Genomic DNA, 15637 nt, shown 5'->3' on the forward strand with positions numbered 1-15637 from the left:
CCCGAACTCCTCGCATTGCTCGGAGTTCGCTCACTCAAAATACTGACGAAACCTTCTTTCGAAGATTTACGTTTAATATTTTGTGCGAACATTTGATAATTTAAGTATGCAGCTGACCCAAGCCAGCCGGCACCCTCATCAAACGCCCACACTTATCGACTGTTGATTGTTAAAGAACCGTATTCTGTACTACCTTGCTGCACCGTGCGAAGCGTTGTGTTCGTCAGCAGCAGAGAAGCGAGATTATGCGGTGTTCTGCGTTTATCGTCAAGCCCCTCTTTTCCTTCGCTGTCGCTGCTTTCAAAGCTGCGCCGGCGTCGGAGGAACGAGACTATAGCAAACGGCGAGGCGACTTACAACGCCTGCGACTATGTTATCGTCGCGTTTTTTCCACCTTATCTTCCTGGCAATGCAGATCCCATCCATCGCCCCGACCGCGGACGCGGCCCTTTCGCAAGCCCTGCTCGCGGCCATCAATAACAAGACGAAGCCGCTGGGCAGCCTGGGACGCCTGGAAGAGCTTGCCGCGCAGCTCGGCCTGATCCAATGCTCGACAAGGATCAGCATCGATCAGCCGGCCATCCTCGTCTTCGCGGGCGACCACGGCGTGGTAGCGGAAGGCGTCTCGGCCTATCCGCAAGACGTGACCTGGCAGATGGTGGAGAACTTCCTGGCGGACGGCGCCGCCATCAATGTATTCGCTCGCCAGAACGGCTGCGCCCTGCACGTCGTGGACGCCGGCGTGAACCACGACTTCGGCCCGCGCGCCGGCCTGGTCGACTGCAAGGTGGGCCGCGGGACCCGCAACTTCGCCCAGGAGGCCGCGATGTCGCCGCAGGAACTGGATACCGCGCTCGAGCACGGCATGGCCCTGATGCGCGACCTGCCGGGCAACGTCGTCGGCTTCGGCGAAATGGGTATCGGCAATACCACTGCGGCCGCGGCCCTCATGCACAAGCTCACCAGGCTGCCGCTGTCCCAATGCGTGGGCGCCGGCACGGGCCTCTCGGGCGAAGGGATCGCACGCAAGCAGCAGGTCATCGCCGCCGCCGTCGACAGGCATGCAGGCGCCACCTCGCCGCTCGAGGTGCTGGCCACCTTCGGCGGTTTCGAGATCGGCATGATGGTCGGCGCCATGCTGAAAGCAGCAGAGCTGCGCAAGGTGCTGCTGATCGACGGCTTCATCGTCACCAGCGCCTTGCTGGTCGCGGCGCGCCTGCAGCCGGCCATCCTCGACTACTGCGTGTTCGCCCACTGCTCGGACGAGAACGGCCACCGCATGATGCTCGAGAGCCTGGGCGCCCGCCCGCTCCTGAAACTCGGCCTGCGCCTGGGCGAAGGCACCGGCAGCGCGCTTGCCCTGCCCCTGCTGCATGCGGCTGCGAACTTCCTGAACGAGATGGCCACCTTCGCATCGGCCTCGGTCAGTACCAGCGGCCAGTAAGATGCAGCAACTGCGCCTGTTCTTCGTCGCCCTGCAGTTCTTCACCCGCCTGCCGATCCCGCGCTGGGTCGGATTCGAGCAGGACTGGCTGCACCACGCCTCCCGCTACTTCCCGCTCGTCGGCGTCGTGGTGGGCATGATCGGCGCCGCCGTCTACGGAGCCTGCGCCCTCGTGCTGCCGGCACCGGTGGCCGCGGTGCTCTCGACCGCGGCCACCATCTACATCACCGGCGCCTTCCACGAAGACGGCTTCGCCGACACCTGTGACGGTCTTGGCGGCGGCATGACGCGCGAGCGCGTGCTGGAGATCATGAAGGACTCGCGCGTCGGCGCCTACGGTGCGATCGGCGTCGTGTGCATGCTGGGCACGAAAGTCACGGCGCTTGCGACGCTGCCCTTGACCAGCGCCATCGGCGCCATGCTGCTGGCCCACCCGCTGTCACGCCTGTGCGCGACCTCGCTCATCTGGCGCATGGAATACTCACGCGCGGAAGGCAAGGCCAAGCCGCTGGCCGAACGCATGTCCACTGCCGAGTTCTGCATCGCTCTGCTGACGGTTGCCCTGGCCGCAGCCCTGCTGCTCGCAGGCGGCCTGCTCTCAGCGCAAGCCGTGCTTGCCGCACTGCTGGCCTGCGTGATCGCCACCTGGTGGCTGGCCCGCAAATTCAGCCGCCGCATCGGAGGCTATACCGGCGACTGCCTCGGCGCCGTGCAGCAACTGGCGGAAGCGGTCGCCTACATCGCCATCCTGGCCACCCTCGGCTAGCCATGGAGCTGGTCCTCGTCCGCCATCCACAGCCCGAAGTCGCCCCCGGCATCTGCTATGGCCGCAGCGACGTCGCCGCCTCGCCCTCCGCGATCGCCGCCGTCGCCCAGGGCCTGCGTGAAGCCGGGCTGCCCGGCGACCTGCCTGTCTTCGCCAGCCCGCTCAGGCGCTGCGCCGAGCTCGCGGCGCAGCTGGGCGCGCCCGTCACCTTCGACGCGCGCCTGGCCGAGATGGACTTCGGCGCCTGGGAGATGCAGCCCTGGGACGCCATCCCCCGCGCCGAGGTAGACGCCTGGAGCGCCGACCTGCTGCACTACCGGCCCGGCGGCGGAGAGAGCGTCATGGATGTCGCCCGCCGCGTGGCCGCATGCTTCGACGCGCTGCGCGAAACACGTCACCCGCGCGCCCTGCTCGTCTGCCACGCGGGCAGCATGCGCCTGCTCGCCGCCCTCCACGCCGGCGGCAGCATCGAACAGGCGGCGCTGCGCGCGGCCTCCGAAGCACACCGCATCGACTATGGCGGCATCATCATGCTGAAGGACTGACAACACCGCGTCGCGCTCACGTATAATGTCGGCGTTTTGGTGCTCGCGCCTGTATTCACAGGCGCAGTTAAACGGGAAACACGAAGCCCTTCAACAAGGCCAAGGTGTGCTGCCCCCGCAACGGTAAGCAAGTGCCGCGCTCGAAAGAGTCCGCGGCGAACCGTCCTCCATGACCACTGTGCGATTTGCATGGGAAGGTCGGACGGCCACACTTGCCAGCCCGGATACCGGCCAAAAGGTGGAAGCGTGGCCATGCCGCGCTTCTGTTCAATCTGGCCTACGGGGACGTCGGCTGGTTGTCCTTGACGTGAACATTTCATGAATCTTCCTGTAACACGGCTGGCGGCTGCGTGCTCGCTCGCATTCGTCTTCACTCTCCCTTCTTTCGCCCAGACCAGCGCCGACACGGTCGTCGTCACCGCCAACCGCATGCCGCAGCGCGCGCATGACGTGATCGCCGATACCACCGTCATCCACGCCGAAGAGATCGCACGCTCCGGCGCCGGTTCGGTGGCCGACATCCTGCAGCGCCAGCGCGGCATCGAGATCACCCGCAACGGCGGCCCGGGCGCCTCCACCGACGTCTACCTGCGCGGCTCCAACGCCAACCAGGTCGTGGTCCTGCTCGACGGCGTGCGCGTCGGCTCCTCGACCAGCGGCACCGCGGCCTGGAACGCGATTCCCCTGTCCGCCATCGAGCGCATCGAGATCGTCTATGGTCCGCTGACGACGCTGTACGGCGCCGACGCGATCGGCGGCGTCATCCAGGTCTTCACGCGCAAGGGCGAAGGCGGTCCGGTCGTCACCGCCTCGCTCGGCGCCGGCAGCAACGCCACGCGCGCGGCCGCCAGCACCGTCTCCGGTTCGGGCGGCGGCTTGCGCTATGCCTTCACCGCCGGCTACGAAGATGCCGACGGCTTCTCGTCCACCCGGCCGGGCGCTTCCGGCTTCAACCCGGACGAAGACGGCTACCGCCGCCGCAGCGCCAACGGCCAGCTGTCCTATACCGTGGCTCCTGGGCTGGAGGTGGGCGCCCAGCTCCTGCACAGCGCCCTGCGCGCCCAGTACGACAGCGGCGCCGGCAGCTACGACACCCACAACGAGCAGGAACTCAACACGGCCGCCGTCCATGCGAGCAGCCAGGTCAGCGCCAACTGGCGCAGCACCCTGCAGTACGCGGCTTCACGGGACCAGCTGGGCAGCTTCACCAACGCCACCGCGTCCGGCCGCAGCCAGATCGAAACCCGCCAGGACGAGCTCACCTGGCAGAACGCCATCGCCATTGGCGCCGACACGCTGCAGCTGCTCTACAGCCACCGCAAGGAAGACGTCGAGTCCAGTTCCAGCCGCGCCTTGAACCGCGCGCGGATCACCAACTCCTATGCGGCCGCCTACTCGGCCCGGCGCGGCGCTCACCTGCTCGACCTGAGCGCCCGCCACGATCGCTCGGTCTACGGGAACAAGATCACGGGCGCCGCCGGTTACGGCATTGAGCTCGGCAATGGCCTGCGCGCGACCGCCAGCGTCGGCACGAGCTTCCGCGCACCGACCTTCAACGAGCTGTACTACCCCGGCTACGGCCTGGAGACCAACAAGCCCGAGAAGGGCCGCAACCGCGAAGCGGGGCTGCACTACGATGGCGGCCGCGTGCAGCTCGATGCGAGCTACTACCGTAACCGCCTGACCGACATGATCGTCTCGAGCACGCCGTGCCCGGGCACCGGCATCGGCAGCTGCGCCTATAACGTCAACGAGGCCAAGCTGGAAGGCGTGACGCTGGCAGCCCGGACCCGTCTCGCGGCAATCAATCTGCACGGCAGCCTGGACTGGCAGGACCCGACCGACGAAACCACGGGCAAGCAGTTGCTGCGCCGTTCGAAGAAGCACGCCAAGTTCGCCGCCGACACCAGCTTCGGCCCCGTCAAGACGGGCGCGGAACTGCAGCTGTCCGGCAGGCGCTTCAACGACGCCGCCAACCTGCGCCCGCTGGGCGGCTATGGGCTGCTCAACCTGTACACTAGCTGGCAGGTCACGCCCGACCTGTCGCTGCTGGTACGCCTCAACAACGTGACGGACAAGCAGTACGAACTGGCGCGCTTCTATGGCACCAGCGGCCGCACCTGGTTCGCCGCGCTGCGCTACGGTATGCGCTGACCGGACGCACCATCGAGAGGAGACGCATGCATCACCCAGCCTTCCTGCTCCGCCAGCGCGCCACGCTCGTCATCGGCGTGCTGCTGCTGTGCGCCGTCGCCAGCCTGCTGTTTGCCGGCATGACGGGCTCGATCTCCGTCCCGCTGGCGGACGTGCCCGACGCCCTGCGCCAGCTGGCGCGCGGCGAAAGCGGGACGCTGGCCGCCTCGCTGATCGAGCTGCGCGCCAGCCGTGCCCTGACGGCCTTCGTCACCGGCGGCGCGCTCGCCCTCGCGGGCGTGATGATGCAGGCGCTCCTGCGCAACCCGCTGGCCGACCCCTATGTGCTCGGGATCTCGGCCGGCGCCTCGGTCGGCGCGCTGTTCGCGCTGCTCATGATGGCGACCGCCTTCATCGTCGACATGGCCGCGCTGGGCGGTGCGGTCGGGGTATCGATGCTGCTCTACCTGCTGGCCCGGCGCGACATGCGCGGCGGCCTGGCTGTCGAGGGCGGCACCTCGATGCTGCTGCTGACCGGCGTGATCCTGTCCTCGGCCTGCATGGCCCTGATCACCCTGATGCTGTCGATCGCGCCGGAAGGCAGGCTGCGCAGCATGATCTTCTGGATGATCGGCGACCTCGCCGGCGCGCCGCTGCGTCTGGCGCCCTGGATCGTGCTGGGCGGCGCGCTGCTGTATGCGCTGCGCAGCGCGCGCGCCATGAACGTGGTCGCGCTGCATGCGGAAGCGGCCGCCACGCTGGGCATCCGCGTCGGCCGCCTGCGCAAGGGACTGTTCTTCGTCTCCGGCGTCCTGACCGCCAGCGCCGTGACCAGCGCCGGCTCGGTCGGATTCGTCGGCCTGATCATCCCGCATGCCTGCCGCTTCGCCTTCGGCCCCGACCACCGGGTCCTGATCCCGTCGGCGGTGCTGGCGGGCGGGGGCTTCCTGGTGCTGTGCGATACGCTCGCGCGCACCATCATCGCGCCGCAGCAGCTGCCGGTGGGCGCGATCACGGCGATCATCGGCGCGCCGGTATTCCTCTATCAACTGCACCGGCTGAGGAAGTGACATGATCAGAGCCGAACATCTCGACCTGCGGCTCGGCAAGCGCACCCTGCTGCGGCAGCTCGACTGGGCGGCGCGCCCGGGCGAATGCTGGAGCATCATCGGCCGCAACGGCGCCGGCAAGAGCACCCTGCTGCGCACGCTCGCAGGCCTGCACCGTCCCGATGCCGGCGCCGTCCATGTCGGCGGCCGCGCGCTGGACCAGTGGCCCCCCGAAGAACTGGCGCGCCAGCGCGCCTTCCTGGCGCAGTCGCGCCACGATGCCTTCTCGTACAGCGTCATCGAAACCGTGCTGTCGGCGCGCCATCCCTATCACGCCAACCGCTACTGGGAGGGCAGCGACGACCACCAGGCCGCGATGACGGCGCTCGCCTCGATGGAAGTCGCCGAGCTGGCCGAGCGCGACGTGCGCACCCTGTCCGGCGGCGAGCGCCAGCGGGTCGCGATCGCCGCGCTGCTGGCCCAGGACACCCCGCTGCTGCTGCTGGACGAGCCGGCCAATGCCCTCGACCTGGCGCACCAGGTCAGCGTCATGGCCCTGCTGGCCCGTCTTTGCCGCGAACAGGGAAAGATCGTCGTCATGATCGGCCACGACCTGAATCTCGCCTACCGCATTTCCACCCACGCGCTGCTGCTCATGGGCGACGGCCGCTGGCAGGCCGGTCCCATCGAGGAGACCATGCAGCCCGCCCTGCTGGGCGACTACCTCGGCCACCCGATCGACATGCTCGAGCACGGCGGCCGCCGCATCTTCCTTCCTCACGAGGCCACCCCATGAACGAGCTGAACTCCTCCGAAATCGACGCGCTGAACGAGCGCCACCGCCAGCGCATGGAGCGCAAGAAGGCCGTCATCGATGCAAAAATTGCCGCCGCCGACAAGGAAATCGGCATCATCATCGTCAATACGGGCAACGGCAAGGGCAAGAGCTCGAGCGCCTTCGGCATGGTGACGCGGGCGCTGGGCCATGGCATGAAGGTGGGCGTGGTCCAGTTCATCAAGGGCGCGATGTCGACGGGAGAAGAAAAATTCCTGCGGCGCTTCCCGGACGAAGTCAGCTTCCACGCCATGGGCGAAGGCTATACCTGGGAGACCCAGGACCGCGAGCGCGACATCGCCAAGGCGAACGAAGCCTGGGAGCAGGCGCGCCGCTTCCTGCGCGATCCCGCCTACGGCATGGTGGTGCTGGACGAACTGAACATCGCGCTCAAGTACAAGTACCTCGACGTGCACACCGTGATCGCCGACCTGCTCGACCGTCCCGTGATGCAGCACGTGGTGGTGACCGGCCGCGCGGCGCCGCCGGAACTGGTCGCGGTGGCAGACACGGTCACCGAAATGAACGTGGTCAAGCACGCCTTCAAGGCGGGCATCGCGGCGCAGGCCGGAACGGAGTGGTAAATGACCGAGCAAAACCGGGATAACGGGGCACGCGCCGTACTGGTCGCGGCAATGTCGTCCGGCCAGGGCAAGACCAGCGTCACCGCCGCGCTGGCGCGCAAGCTGGTGCGCCAGGGCCAGCGCGTGCGCGTCTTCAAGTGCGGTCCGGACTTCATCGACCCGATGCTGCTCGAACGCGCCTCCGGCGCGCCGGTGCACACGCTCGACCTGTGGATGGTCGGCGTGGACGAATGCCGGCGCCGCCTGCACGATGCGGCGCGCGAGGCCGACGCCATCCTGGTCGAGGGCGTGATGGGCCTGTACGACGGCTCGCCTTCCGCGGCCGACCTGTCGCGCGAGTTCGGCATTCCCGTGCTCGCGGTGATCGACGCGTCCGCGATGGCGCAGACCGCCGGCGCGGTGGCGCGCGGGCTGCGCGACTACGGTCCGGTGGAGATGGCCGGCGTGCTGGCCAACCGCATCGCCAGCGAGGGCCATGCCAGGATGGTGGCGTCCTCGCTGCGCGATATTCCCCTGCTCGGCTGGCTGGCGCGCCAGGATACGCCGCTACCCGAACGCCACCTCGGCCTGGTGCTGCCGGGCGAGGTCGACGGCCTGGAAGCCCTGCTCGACAAGCTGGCGGACGGCCTGCGCTTCGAAGAGGACGCCTGGCAGGCCCTGCCCGTACTCAGCCAATCGGCGCCCGAATGGGACGAGGTCCCGCCCCTCCTTGCTGGCCGTACCATCGCCATCGCGCGCGATGCGGCCTTCTGCTTCCTCTACCCGGCCAATCTCGACCTGCTGCAGAAGATGGGCGCGCAGCTGGCATACTTCTCGCCACTGAAGGACGAGGCGGTGCCGCCTGATGCGGATGCGGTCTTCCTGCCCGGCGGTTATCCGGAACTGCATTGCGCGACCCTGGCCGGCGCCGCGCGCTGGCAGGAGGGCATCCGCGCGGCGCACGCGAAGGGTCTGCCGATCGTCGCCGAGTGCGGCGGCATGATGGCGGTGGCCGATGCCATCACCGACAAGGATGGCCAGCGCTGGCCGATGGCCGGCTTGCTGTCGGGCGAGGTGAAGATGCAGGCGCGCCTGGCCGGCCTGGGTGCGCAGGCGATGCAGACGCCGCAGGGTCCGCTGCGCGGCCACACCTTCCACTACTCCCGGCTCGAGACAGGGGCCGCGCCGCTGTCGCACACGGTCAAGACCAGCACCGGCGGCGAAGGCGAGGCCGTGTTCCGGATCGGGTCGCTGAGCGCCTCTTACTTCCACGCCTACTTCCCCTCGAATCCCCTGGCCGTCGCCGCGCTGTTCGGCGCAAGCGGCGCATGAGCGCCACCCTGGTGCTGGGCGGCGCGCGCTCGGGAAAAAGCGCGTATGCCGAGCGCCTTGCCCTGGAATCGGGCAAGGAAGTGGTCTACCTGGCCACCTCGCGCGCGGGTGATGCGGAGATGGCCGCGCGCATCGCCCACCATCGCGAACGGCGCCCGGCGCACTGGCAGACCGTCGAGGAAGAGCTGGCGCTGGCGGCCAGCCTGCGCGCCTGGTCGGCCTCGAACCGCATCGTGCTGGTCGACTGCCTGACGCTCTGGCTGAGCAACCTGCTGTTCTGCGACGGCAGGGAGTGGCCCGAAGTCGGCGCAGTCACGCTGCCCGAACGCTTCCACGCGGAGCGCGCGGCACTGCTGGAGCTGCTCGCCGATGCGCCGGGTGACATCGTCTTCGTCTCGAACGAGGTCGGCATGGGCATCGTGCCCTGGGGCGCGGTATCGCGCTGCTTCGCCGACGAAGCGGGACGCCTGAACCAGGACGTGGCCGCACGTGCCGAACGCGTCGTGTTCGTGGCGGCCGGCCTGCCGCTGGTCCTGAAAGGGCCCCGATGCTGAGCGGCCTCGCCCTGCCGGAACTGGCCGCGCTACTGGTGGCCGGCGTGCTGCTCGACCTGCTGCTCGGCGAGCCGCGCCGCTGGCATCCGCTGGTCGGTTTCGGGAACCTGGCCAAGGCCATCGAAGGCCCCCTGAACCGGGGCGGGCTGCGCTTCGCGCGCGGCCTGCTGGCCTGGTCCATCGCCGTCCTGCCCTTGACCCTGCTGGCCTGGCTGGGCGCTCAGTACGCAGGGTATCTGCTGCACGTGCTGCTGCTCTACGCCTGCATCGGCCTGCGCAGCCTGCGCGAACACACCATGCCGATCGTCGAGGCCCTGCGCGCGGGAGACTTGGCCACGGCCCGCACCCGCACCTCCTGGATCGTCAGCCGCGACACCCGCGAAGCGCAGGAGCCGGAACTGGCCAAGGCCGGCGCGGAGTCGCTGCTGGAGAACGGCAACGACGCCGTGTTCGGCACCCTGTTCTGGTTCCTGGTGGCGGGCGGCCCGGGCGCGCTGCTGTTCCGCCTGGCGAACACGCTCGATGCCATGTGGGGCTACCGCAACGAACACTTCAACCTCTTCGGCCGCGCGGCGGCGCGCATCGACGATGTGCTGAATTACATTCCTGCGCGGCTCACCGCCCTTTCGTATGTCGTGCTCGCGGGCGCGGCAGGCGGGCGTGCCTGGCGCTGCTGGCGCACCCAGGCGCCGGCATGGAGCAGCCCGAACGCGGGGCCGGTGATGGCCAGCGGCGCCGGCGCGCTCGGCGTGTCGCTGGGCGGCGCCGCGGTCTACGACGGTCAACTGGAACAGCGCCCACCGTTGGGCGAAGGCCCGCCTGCGTCCGGCACCGATATCGTGCGCGCCTGGCGCCTGGTGCTCGGCACGACCGTACTGTGGCTTTGCCTGGCCTGCGCGGCCGCCCTGCTCTACCTGGTATGGACGCACCATGCTTGAACACGGCGGCAATCTGCGCGACGCGGCGCGCCACTACGGCCGCGAGGACTGGATCGATCTCTCGACCGGCATCAATCCACAGGGCTATCCGGCGCCGGCGCTGCCGCAGGACGCCTGGCACCGCCTGCCCGAGCCGGACCCGGGCCTGGTCGCCGCGGCCTGCGCCTGGTACGGCGCCCCCGACCTGCTGCCCGTGGCCGGCACCCAGGCCGCGATCCAGGCGCTGCCGCGCCTGCGTCCACCGTCGCGTGTCACCGTGTCGGCGCCCTCGTATGCGGAGCACGCCCACGCCTGGGGCAAGCATGGCCACACCCTGCGCCTGTCCTCCTATGCGGCGCTCGCTTCAAGCATCGACGGCAGCGATGTCGTCGTCGTGGTCAATCCCAACAACCCGACCGGCGAGACCGTCGCGCCCGAGCTGCTGCTGGATTGGGCCGAACGCCTGGCTGCGCGCGGCGGCTGGCTGGTGGTCGACGAAGCCTTTGGCGACACCGCTCCCGGCCTGTCCGTCGCCGCCCACGCCAAACGGCCCGGCCTGATCGTGCTGCGCTCGGTCGGCAAGTTCTTCGGCCTGGCCGGGCTGCGGCTGGGCTTCGTCGCTGCGCAGGCATCGACCCTGCAGGCACTGGCCGAGCTGCTCGGCCCCTGGGCTGTCAGCGGCCCGGCGCAAGCCGTCGCCAAGGCAGCGCTCGGCGACAGCGCCTGGCAGCGGGCCACGCAGGCGCGCCTGGACCGGGACGGGCTGCGCATGCGCGCACTGCTGGGCGAGCACGGCATGGGGGCCTCGGGCACGCCGCTGTTCCACTGGTGGGCGCACAGCCAGCCGGAAGCATTCCACGAGCACCTGGCGCGCCATGGCATCTGGTGCCGCCTGTTCCGCGAAGCCGCGCGCGGCATCCGGCTCGGGCTCCCGCCCGACGAAGCCGGATGGCGCCGCCTGGAAACCGCATTGCATACATGGAGTAATCGATGAAGAAAACGATGTACCTGGCAGCGCTGCTGGCTGCGCTTGCGGCGCCGGCGCATGGTGCGACCACCGTGCGCGACGACGGCGGCAACACCGTCACGCTGGACAAGCCGGCCATGCGCGTCATCTCGATGTCGCCGCACGTGACCGAGCTGCTGTTCGCGGCCGGCGGCGGCGGCCGCATCGTCGGCGCCGTCAACTACAGCGATTATCCGGAAGCCGCGAAGAGCATCCCGCGCATCGGCTCGAACCGCGAAATCGACCTCGAGCGCGTGATCGCGATGAAGCCCGACCTCATCGTGGCCTGGATGCACAACGCCTCCGAGCGGCAGATCGAGATGGTGCGCAAGATCGGCGTGCCGGTTTTCCTGAGCGATCCCCAGACCCTCGAGGGTATTCCCGACAACGTAGCGCGCCTCGGCCAGCTGATGGGCACCGACACGGTGGCGAATGCCGCGGCGGGCGAACTGCGCAAGCAGCTGGCCGGCCTGCGCAGCCGCTATGCGGGCCGCCCGGCCGTGCGCACCTTCTACCAGGTGTGGGACAGGCCGCTGTATACCCTCAGCGGCAAGCACATCATCACCGACGCGCTGCGCCTGTGCGGCGGCGAGAACATCTTCGAGAAGCTGACGGTTGTAGCGCCGGTCGTGTCGCTGGAGAGCGTGCTGAAGGAAGATCCGGAAGCGATCTTCGGCACCGCCGAGAAGAACTATGGCGGCGTCAGCTTGTGGAAGCCCTATGCCACCTTGACGGCGACGCGCAACGACAACCTGTTCACGATCGACGGCGACCTGCTCAACCGCGCCGGACCGCGCATGATCTCGGGCACCGCCATCATGTGCGAAAAGCTCGAGCTGGCGCGCCGGCACCGCAAGCAATGAGCATGCTTCCCTTCCGCACCCTGATGGTCCAGGGCACCACGTCCGATGCGGGCAAGAGCACCGTGGTCGCCGCCCTGTGCCGGCTGCTTGCACGGCGCGGCGTCGCCGTGGCGCCCTTCAAGCCGCAGAACATGGCGCTCAACAGCGCGGTCACGCGGGACGGCGGCGAGATCGGCCGCGCCCAGGCATTGCAGGCGATCGCGGCGGGCATCGAGCCGCATACCGACATGAACCCGGTGCTGCTCAAACCCTCGAGCGACACCGGCGCCCAGGTCATCATCCACGGCCGCGTGCGCGCCGAGATGAACGCGCGCGACTATCACCAGTACAAGACGGTGGCGATGGGGGCGGTGCTGGAATCCCATGCGCGGCTATTGGCGCAGTATGAGGCGGTCGTGGTCGAGGGCGCGGGCAGCCCGGCCGAAGTCAACCTGCGCGACCGCGACATCGCCAATATGGGCTTTGCGGAAAGCGTGGATTGCCCGGTGGTGCTGGTGGCCGACATCGACCGCGGCGGGGTGTTCGCCCACATCGTGGGCACCCTCGCCTGCCTGTCGGACTCGGAGCGCAATCGCATCGTCGGCTTCGTCATCAACCGCTTCCGGGGCGACATCGCGTTGCTCGAACCGGGACTGAGCTGGCTGGAAGCACAAACCGGCAAGCCGGTGCTCGGCGTGCTGCCCTATCTGCATGGACTCTACCTGGACGCCGAGGATGCGGTGCAGCCGGCACAGTCGGGCGCGGGCGCTTTCCGCATCGTGGTCCCGAGCCTGCCGCGCATGAGCAACCATACCGACTTCGACGCCCTGCGTGCGCATCCGGACGTGGACCTGCGCTTCGTGCGTGCGGGCGACGCCATTCCGGCCGCCGACCTCGTGATCCTCCCGGGGAGCAAGAACACGCGCGGCGACCTGGCCTGGCTGCAGGCCGGGGAATGGGCGCCTTACCTGGCGCGGCACCTGCGCTATGGCGGCAAGGTGATCGGCATCTGTGGCGGCTACCAGATGCTGGGCCGGAAGGTGGACGATCCGCATGGCGTGGAAGGCGCGCCCGGCAGCTCGGCCGGCCTGGGCCTGCTCGACGTCGACACCATACTCGCGGTTGACAAGCGGCTGGCGCTGCTGAAGGAGCACGCGCTGTTCAAGGGGGACGAAGAGATCGAGCTGCGCGGCTACGAGATCCACATGGGTGTGTCCGCGGGCCACGCCTGCGCGCTGCCGGCATTTCTCATCGGCGGACGCGGCGAAGGCGCACGATCGGGCGACGGCCAGGTGCTGGGCACCTACCTGCACGGCGTCTTCGATCACCCGAGCGCCTGCGCCGCGCTGCTGCGCTGGGCCGGACTGCGCAGCGAGCGCGCCGTCGATACCGCGGCGCTGCGCGAAGCGAGCCTGGAACGCATCGCCGCCGCGACCGAAGCCACGTTCGAGCGGCTGGTGGACGTGTTGCGCGCCCGGCCCGGGACTCAGTAAGGCACGGGAATGCGCGACAGCGCGTAGTGCGAGTCGAATAGCGCTTTCAGCATCGCCAGGTCGGCGCCGGCGAACAGGCTGAACGGCCGGGTCAGCCGGCGCTTCCCTTCTTCTTCGAGGTCCCGTGGCGTACCGGTGGAGACGACGGTCGGTTCACCGTTGCGTATCAGGAGTGCCTCGGGGCGGGCCGTGTTGGTGTTGACGTCGACGGCCCAGATTTTACCGCCGTGGAAGGCGGTCACCCCGTCGACCAGGGTATGCCCCACCACGATGCTGCTGGCGCCGAAATGCGCGAGCACGTCCTTGACCTGGGCTTCGGTGGCCAGGCCGTAGCGCTCGCCGCCGGCCTCGAAGTAGCCGCGGTACTGCGTCACGCCGGCCGGGCCGACCACGGCATCCAGCTCCGCCTTGCCCGGCATGTCCCCCAGCCAGTAGCGCCGCATCGCGCTGTTGAGGTTATTCACGGTGAACCCTGCATCGGCTACCAGCGGGCTCACGCCGCCGTGCGTGATGACCGTCTTGCCGTTCTTGATGATCACCGGCTGCAGGCGCAGCCACTGGCCGATGACGGTGTCGGGACCGAAGGCCGCGACCTGGCCGCCCATGCGCGACAGCGCGTGCAGGTGGTCGCGGTTCGCACGCGAGATGTTCCCGCGCAGCAGATACTGTTCATGGTTGCCGAGCACGAGGTGCACGGCGCCGCCGGCATCCTGCGCCTGCAGGCTGAGCGCGTACAGACGCCACAGCGTGGCGAACACGTCGCGTCCGCGGTCGACCGCATCGCCGTCGATCACCAGGTGGTTGCGGCCGTAGCGCCAGTTGCCTTCGGCGTCGGTGACCTCGAGCGACTTGAGGGCCGCATCGAGGAAGCGGACGTTGCCTTCGATATCGCTGATCACCAGGGTATCGACCGGCGCGTCGAAGACGGCGTCCGGCACCGTCGGCGTGCGCGAGATGGGGAAGTGCCGGCGCTGGCCCGCGCAGTCGATCACGAGGTCGCCGTCGGTTCCCGTGCGCTGTTCTACCTTGTCCTCGCAATACCAGGTCGCCGCCCAGCCGCCACTCGAATTCCTGCGCACGATGGGTCCATCCAGGAAGCCCGGCATCTTTACCGCGTCGCCGGTGCCTGCATAGGTATGGATGCCGATGCTCCCGGCGCCGATCGGAATCAGGAGACGCTTGTGGACACCGGCTTCGGTCAATTCGACATCGGCAGCCGACAGCGCGGCAGCCACGAGAACGACGACCAGCGAAGTGGCAATCAGGATGCCACGGAGGAGATAGGTGCGCGTCTTCTTCATCGTGATTCTGCGTAGGCAGGAAAGCAATGAGTGTAGCGCAGGCGTATCGATAATTGACTGGCCTGCACTGCTTTTATGAGAGGTCACGATCAGATTATGCGGAGGGGATCGGAACCGGCCGTTCGGCAGCGGCGTCAGTGCACCAGTCCTTCCGGTTTCGGCGCAGTGTGTGTGGCTGCCGCTTCCGGTTGTTTCCTGCGCCGCTACGCGATGAGCGTCCCCGGTAGCCCGCAAGCGCCGACGCCGATGCCTGCGATCGGCATCGGAACCGGCGACGGCTCTTCCTCCGCCACGCTCGACGGCTCGCGTAGCACGGCGACGCTCGCGCCGACCAGCTGCAGCAGATCCAGGCTCATCGCCTCGAATGCGACCGCCGGCAAGAGGCGGGTCTGCTCCTCGTTCAAATAATCGTAGATCTTGCGGCCGCTCTGCAGACTGCCGTCCTTGGCTGCGACGTAGGCGTAGGCGGCGAGCGACTTCACAGGCGCGGTCGGTCCGCGTTTCGGGACGTCCCGGCCGAGCGAGTCGAATGCGTCGACACTCTGCTTGGGGACCTGACAGTCGCTGCACTTCCCGGTACGCATGTGAAAACTCTCGCCCGGCAGCAGTCCGGTGTGTTCCGACTCAAGGGCACTTTTGACACCGGCGGGTGATGCAGCCGGGACGTTGTCTGCAGCGCAGGCGAATGTGGCGAACGCCGTGGCAGCTGCACCAAGGATTTTTCGAGCTATAAGGGAGACATCGCAGCCGGAGAGTTTGCAATCAGCCGACTATATCGAGCGACTTTCCGGCAAAACTCACCGAAAATCGCGCGGCGCGATATCTTGAGGGCAGTGAAGGTCTGCGGGAATCGACGT

Annotated in this window: 15 protein-coding genes and 1 riboswitch; of the genes, 13 read left to right on the forward strand and 2 right to left on the reverse strand. The window is 68.4% G+C overall.

Annotated elements, in window-relative coordinates; translation table 11 throughout:
* Positions 1 to 409: 409 nt before the first annotated feature.
* From cobT to ACQ7JA_RS24720, 13 genes are all read left to right on the forward strand, one after another.
* Complete coding sequence (gene cobT, locus ACQ7JA_RS24660; RefSeq protein WP_430902342.1) at positions 410 to 1444, forward strand: nicotinate-nucleotide--dimethylbenzimidazole phosphoribosyltransferase; 1035 nt, start codon at positions 410 to 412, stop codon at positions 1442 to 1444.
* A 1-nt stretch (position 1445) separates the two neighbouring features.
* Entirely contained in the window at positions 1446 to 2210 is a 765-nt protein-coding gene (locus tag ACQ7JA_RS24665; protein WP_430902343.1) for an adenosylcobinamide-GDP ribazoletransferase, read from the forward strand.
* Positions 2211 to 2212: 2 nt separating this feature from the next.
* On the forward strand, positions 2213 to 2755 hold the full coding sequence (gene cobC / locus ACQ7JA_RS24670) for an alpha-ribazole phosphatase family protein (protein WP_430902344.1): 543 nt from the start codon (positions 2213 to 2215) through the stop codon (positions 2753 to 2755).
* A gap of 20 nt (positions 2756 to 2775) precedes the next feature.
* A riboswitch (cobalamin riboswitch) is annotated at positions 2776 to 3005 on the forward strand.
* Between the two features lie 68 nt (positions 3006 to 3073).
* Complete coding sequence (locus ACQ7JA_RS24675) at positions 3074 to 4909, forward strand: TonB-dependent receptor domain-containing protein (RefSeq protein WP_430902345.1); 1836 nt, start codon at positions 3074 to 3076, stop codon at positions 4907 to 4909.
* A 26-nt stretch (positions 4910 to 4935) separates the two neighbouring features.
* A complete protein-coding gene (locus tag ACQ7JA_RS24680) occupies positions 4936 to 5958 on the forward strand; it encodes a FecCD family ABC transporter permease (protein WP_430902346.1) in 1023 nt (340 codons plus the stop codon).
* Position 5959: 1 nt separating this feature from the next.
* Positions 5960 to 6733 (forward strand): ABC transporter ATP-binding protein, encoded by a 774-nt coding sequence (locus ACQ7JA_RS24685; RefSeq protein ID WP_430902347.1) that lies wholly within the window; start codon positions 5960 to 5962, stop codon positions 6731 to 6733.
* Entirely contained in the window at positions 6730 to 7356 is a 627-nt protein-coding gene (gene cobO / locus ACQ7JA_RS24690; RefSeq protein ID WP_430902348.1) for a cob(I)yrinic acid a,c-diamide adenosyltransferase, read from the forward strand. The genes ACQ7JA_RS24685 and cobO overlap by 4 nt, the downstream gene beginning before the upstream one ends.
* A complete protein-coding gene (locus tag ACQ7JA_RS24695) occupies positions 7357 to 8667 on the forward strand; it encodes a cobyrinate a,c-diamide synthase (RefSeq protein ID WP_430902349.1) in 1311 nt (436 codons plus the stop codon).
* On the forward strand, positions 8664 to 9221 hold the full coding sequence (gene cobU / locus ACQ7JA_RS24700; RefSeq protein ID WP_430902350.1) for a bifunctional adenosylcobinamide kinase/adenosylcobinamide-phosphate guanylyltransferase: 558 nt from the start codon (positions 8664 to 8666) through the stop codon (positions 9219 to 9221). The genes ACQ7JA_RS24695 and cobU overlap by 4 nt, the downstream gene beginning before the upstream one ends.
* Complete coding sequence (gene cbiB, locus ACQ7JA_RS24705) at positions 9215 to 10159, forward strand: adenosylcobinamide-phosphate synthase CbiB (RefSeq protein WP_430902351.1); 945 nt, start codon at positions 9215 to 9217, stop codon at positions 10157 to 10159. Before cobU ends, cbiB begins: the two co-directional genes overlap by 7 nt.
* Positions 10152 to 11132, forward strand: coding sequence for a threonine-phosphate decarboxylase CobD (gene cobD, locus ACQ7JA_RS24710; protein WP_430902352.1), 981 nt, complete (start codon positions 10152 to 10154; stop codon positions 11130 to 11132). Before cbiB ends, cobD begins: the two co-directional genes overlap by 8 nt.
* Positions 11129 to 12007, forward strand: coding sequence for a cobalamin-binding protein (locus tag ACQ7JA_RS24715; RefSeq protein WP_430902353.1), 879 nt, complete (start codon positions 11129 to 11131; stop codon positions 12005 to 12007). Before cobD ends, ACQ7JA_RS24715 begins: the two co-directional genes overlap by 4 nt.
* Complete coding sequence (locus tag ACQ7JA_RS24720) at positions 12004 to 13479, forward strand: cobyric acid synthase (protein ID WP_430902354.1); 1476 nt, start codon at positions 12004 to 12006, stop codon at positions 13477 to 13479. Before ACQ7JA_RS24715 ends, ACQ7JA_RS24720 begins: the two co-directional genes overlap by 4 nt.
* On the opposite strand, the gene ACQ7JA_RS24725 is transcribed toward ACQ7JA_RS24720, so the two are convergent.
* Together ACQ7JA_RS24725 and ACQ7JA_RS24730 are read right to left on the reverse strand one after the other, a co-directional pair.
* On the reverse strand, positions 13473 to 14780 hold the full coding sequence (locus tag ACQ7JA_RS24725) for a metallophosphoesterase (protein ID WP_430902355.1): 1308 nt from the start codon (positions 14778 to 14780) through the stop codon (positions 13473 to 13475). The genes ACQ7JA_RS24720 and ACQ7JA_RS24725 overlap by 7 nt on opposite strands.
* Before the next feature lie 203 nt (positions 14781 to 14983).
* Positions 14984 to 15364 (reverse strand): hypothetical protein, encoded by a 381-nt coding sequence (locus ACQ7JA_RS24730; protein ID WP_430902356.1) that lies wholly within the window; start codon positions 15362 to 15364, stop codon positions 14984 to 14986.
* Between the last annotated feature and the right edge of the window lie 273 nt (positions 15365 to 15637).

The sequence above is a fragment of the Massilia sp. BKSP1R2A-1 genome (genome assembly GCF_050586525.1).
Lineage (GTDB): Bacteria > Pseudomonadota > Gammaproteobacteria > Burkholderiales > Burkholderiaceae_D > Telluria.

Bases quoted from the DNA above. Each gene is read 5' to 3' on its own strand.
- ACQ7JA_RS24695 (WP_430902349.1), top strand. From the start codon at position 7,357: ATGACCGAGCAAAACCGGGATAACGGGGCACGCGCCGTACTGGTCGCG.
- ACQ7JA_RS24685 (WP_430902347.1), top strand. From the start codon at position 5,960: ATGATCAGAGCCGAACATCTCGACCTGCGGCTCGGCAAGCGCACCCTG.
- cobU (WP_430902350.1), top strand. From the start codon at position 8,664: ATGAGCGCCACCCTGGTGCTGGGCGGCGCGCGCTCGGGAAAAAGCGCG.
- ACQ7JA_RS24665 (WP_430902343.1), top strand. From the start codon at position 1,446: ATGCAGCAACTGCGCCTGTTCTTCGTCGCCCTGCAGTTCTTCACCCGC.
- cobD (WP_430902352.1), top strand. From the start codon at position 10,152: ATGCTTGAACACGGCGGCAATCTGCGCGACGCGGCGCGCCACTACGGC.
- cobC (WP_430902344.1), top strand. From the start codon at position 2,213: ATGGAGCTGGTCCTCGTCCGCCATCCACAGCCCGAAGTCGCCCCCGGC.
- cbiB (WP_430902351.1), top strand. From the start codon at position 9,215: ATGCTGAGCGGCCTCGCCCTGCCGGAACTGGCCGCGCTACTGGTGGCC.
- ACQ7JA_RS24715 (WP_430902353.1), top strand. From the start codon at position 11,129: ATGAAGAAAACGATGTACCTGGCAGCGCTGCTGGCTGCGCTTGCGGCG.
- ACQ7JA_RS24680 (WP_430902346.1), top strand. From the start codon at position 4,936: ATGCATCACCCAGCCTTCCTGCTCCGCCAGCGCGCCACGCTCGTCATC.
- ACQ7JA_RS24675 (WP_430902345.1), top strand. From the start codon at position 3,074: ATGAATCTTCCTGTAACACGGCTGGCGGCTGCGTGCTCGCTCGCATTC.
- ACQ7JA_RS24725 (WP_430902355.1), bottom strand. From the start codon at position 14,780: ATGAAGAAGACGCGCACCTATCTCCTCCGTGGCATCCTGATTGCCACT.
- cobO (WP_430902348.1), top strand. From the start codon at position 6,730: ATGAACGAGCTGAACTCCTCCGAAATCGACGCGCTGAACGAGCGCCAC.
- cobT (WP_430902342.1), top strand. From the start codon at position 410: ATGCAGATCCCATCCATCGCCCCGACCGCGGACGCGGCCCTTTCGCAA.
- ACQ7JA_RS24730 (WP_430902356.1), bottom strand. From the start codon at position 15,364: ATGCGTACCGGGAAGTGCAGCGACTGTCAGGTCCCCAAGCAGAGTGTC.
- ACQ7JA_RS24720 (WP_430902354.1), top strand. From the start codon at position 12,004: ATGAGCATGCTTCCCTTCCGCACCCTGATGGTCCAGGGCACCACGTCC.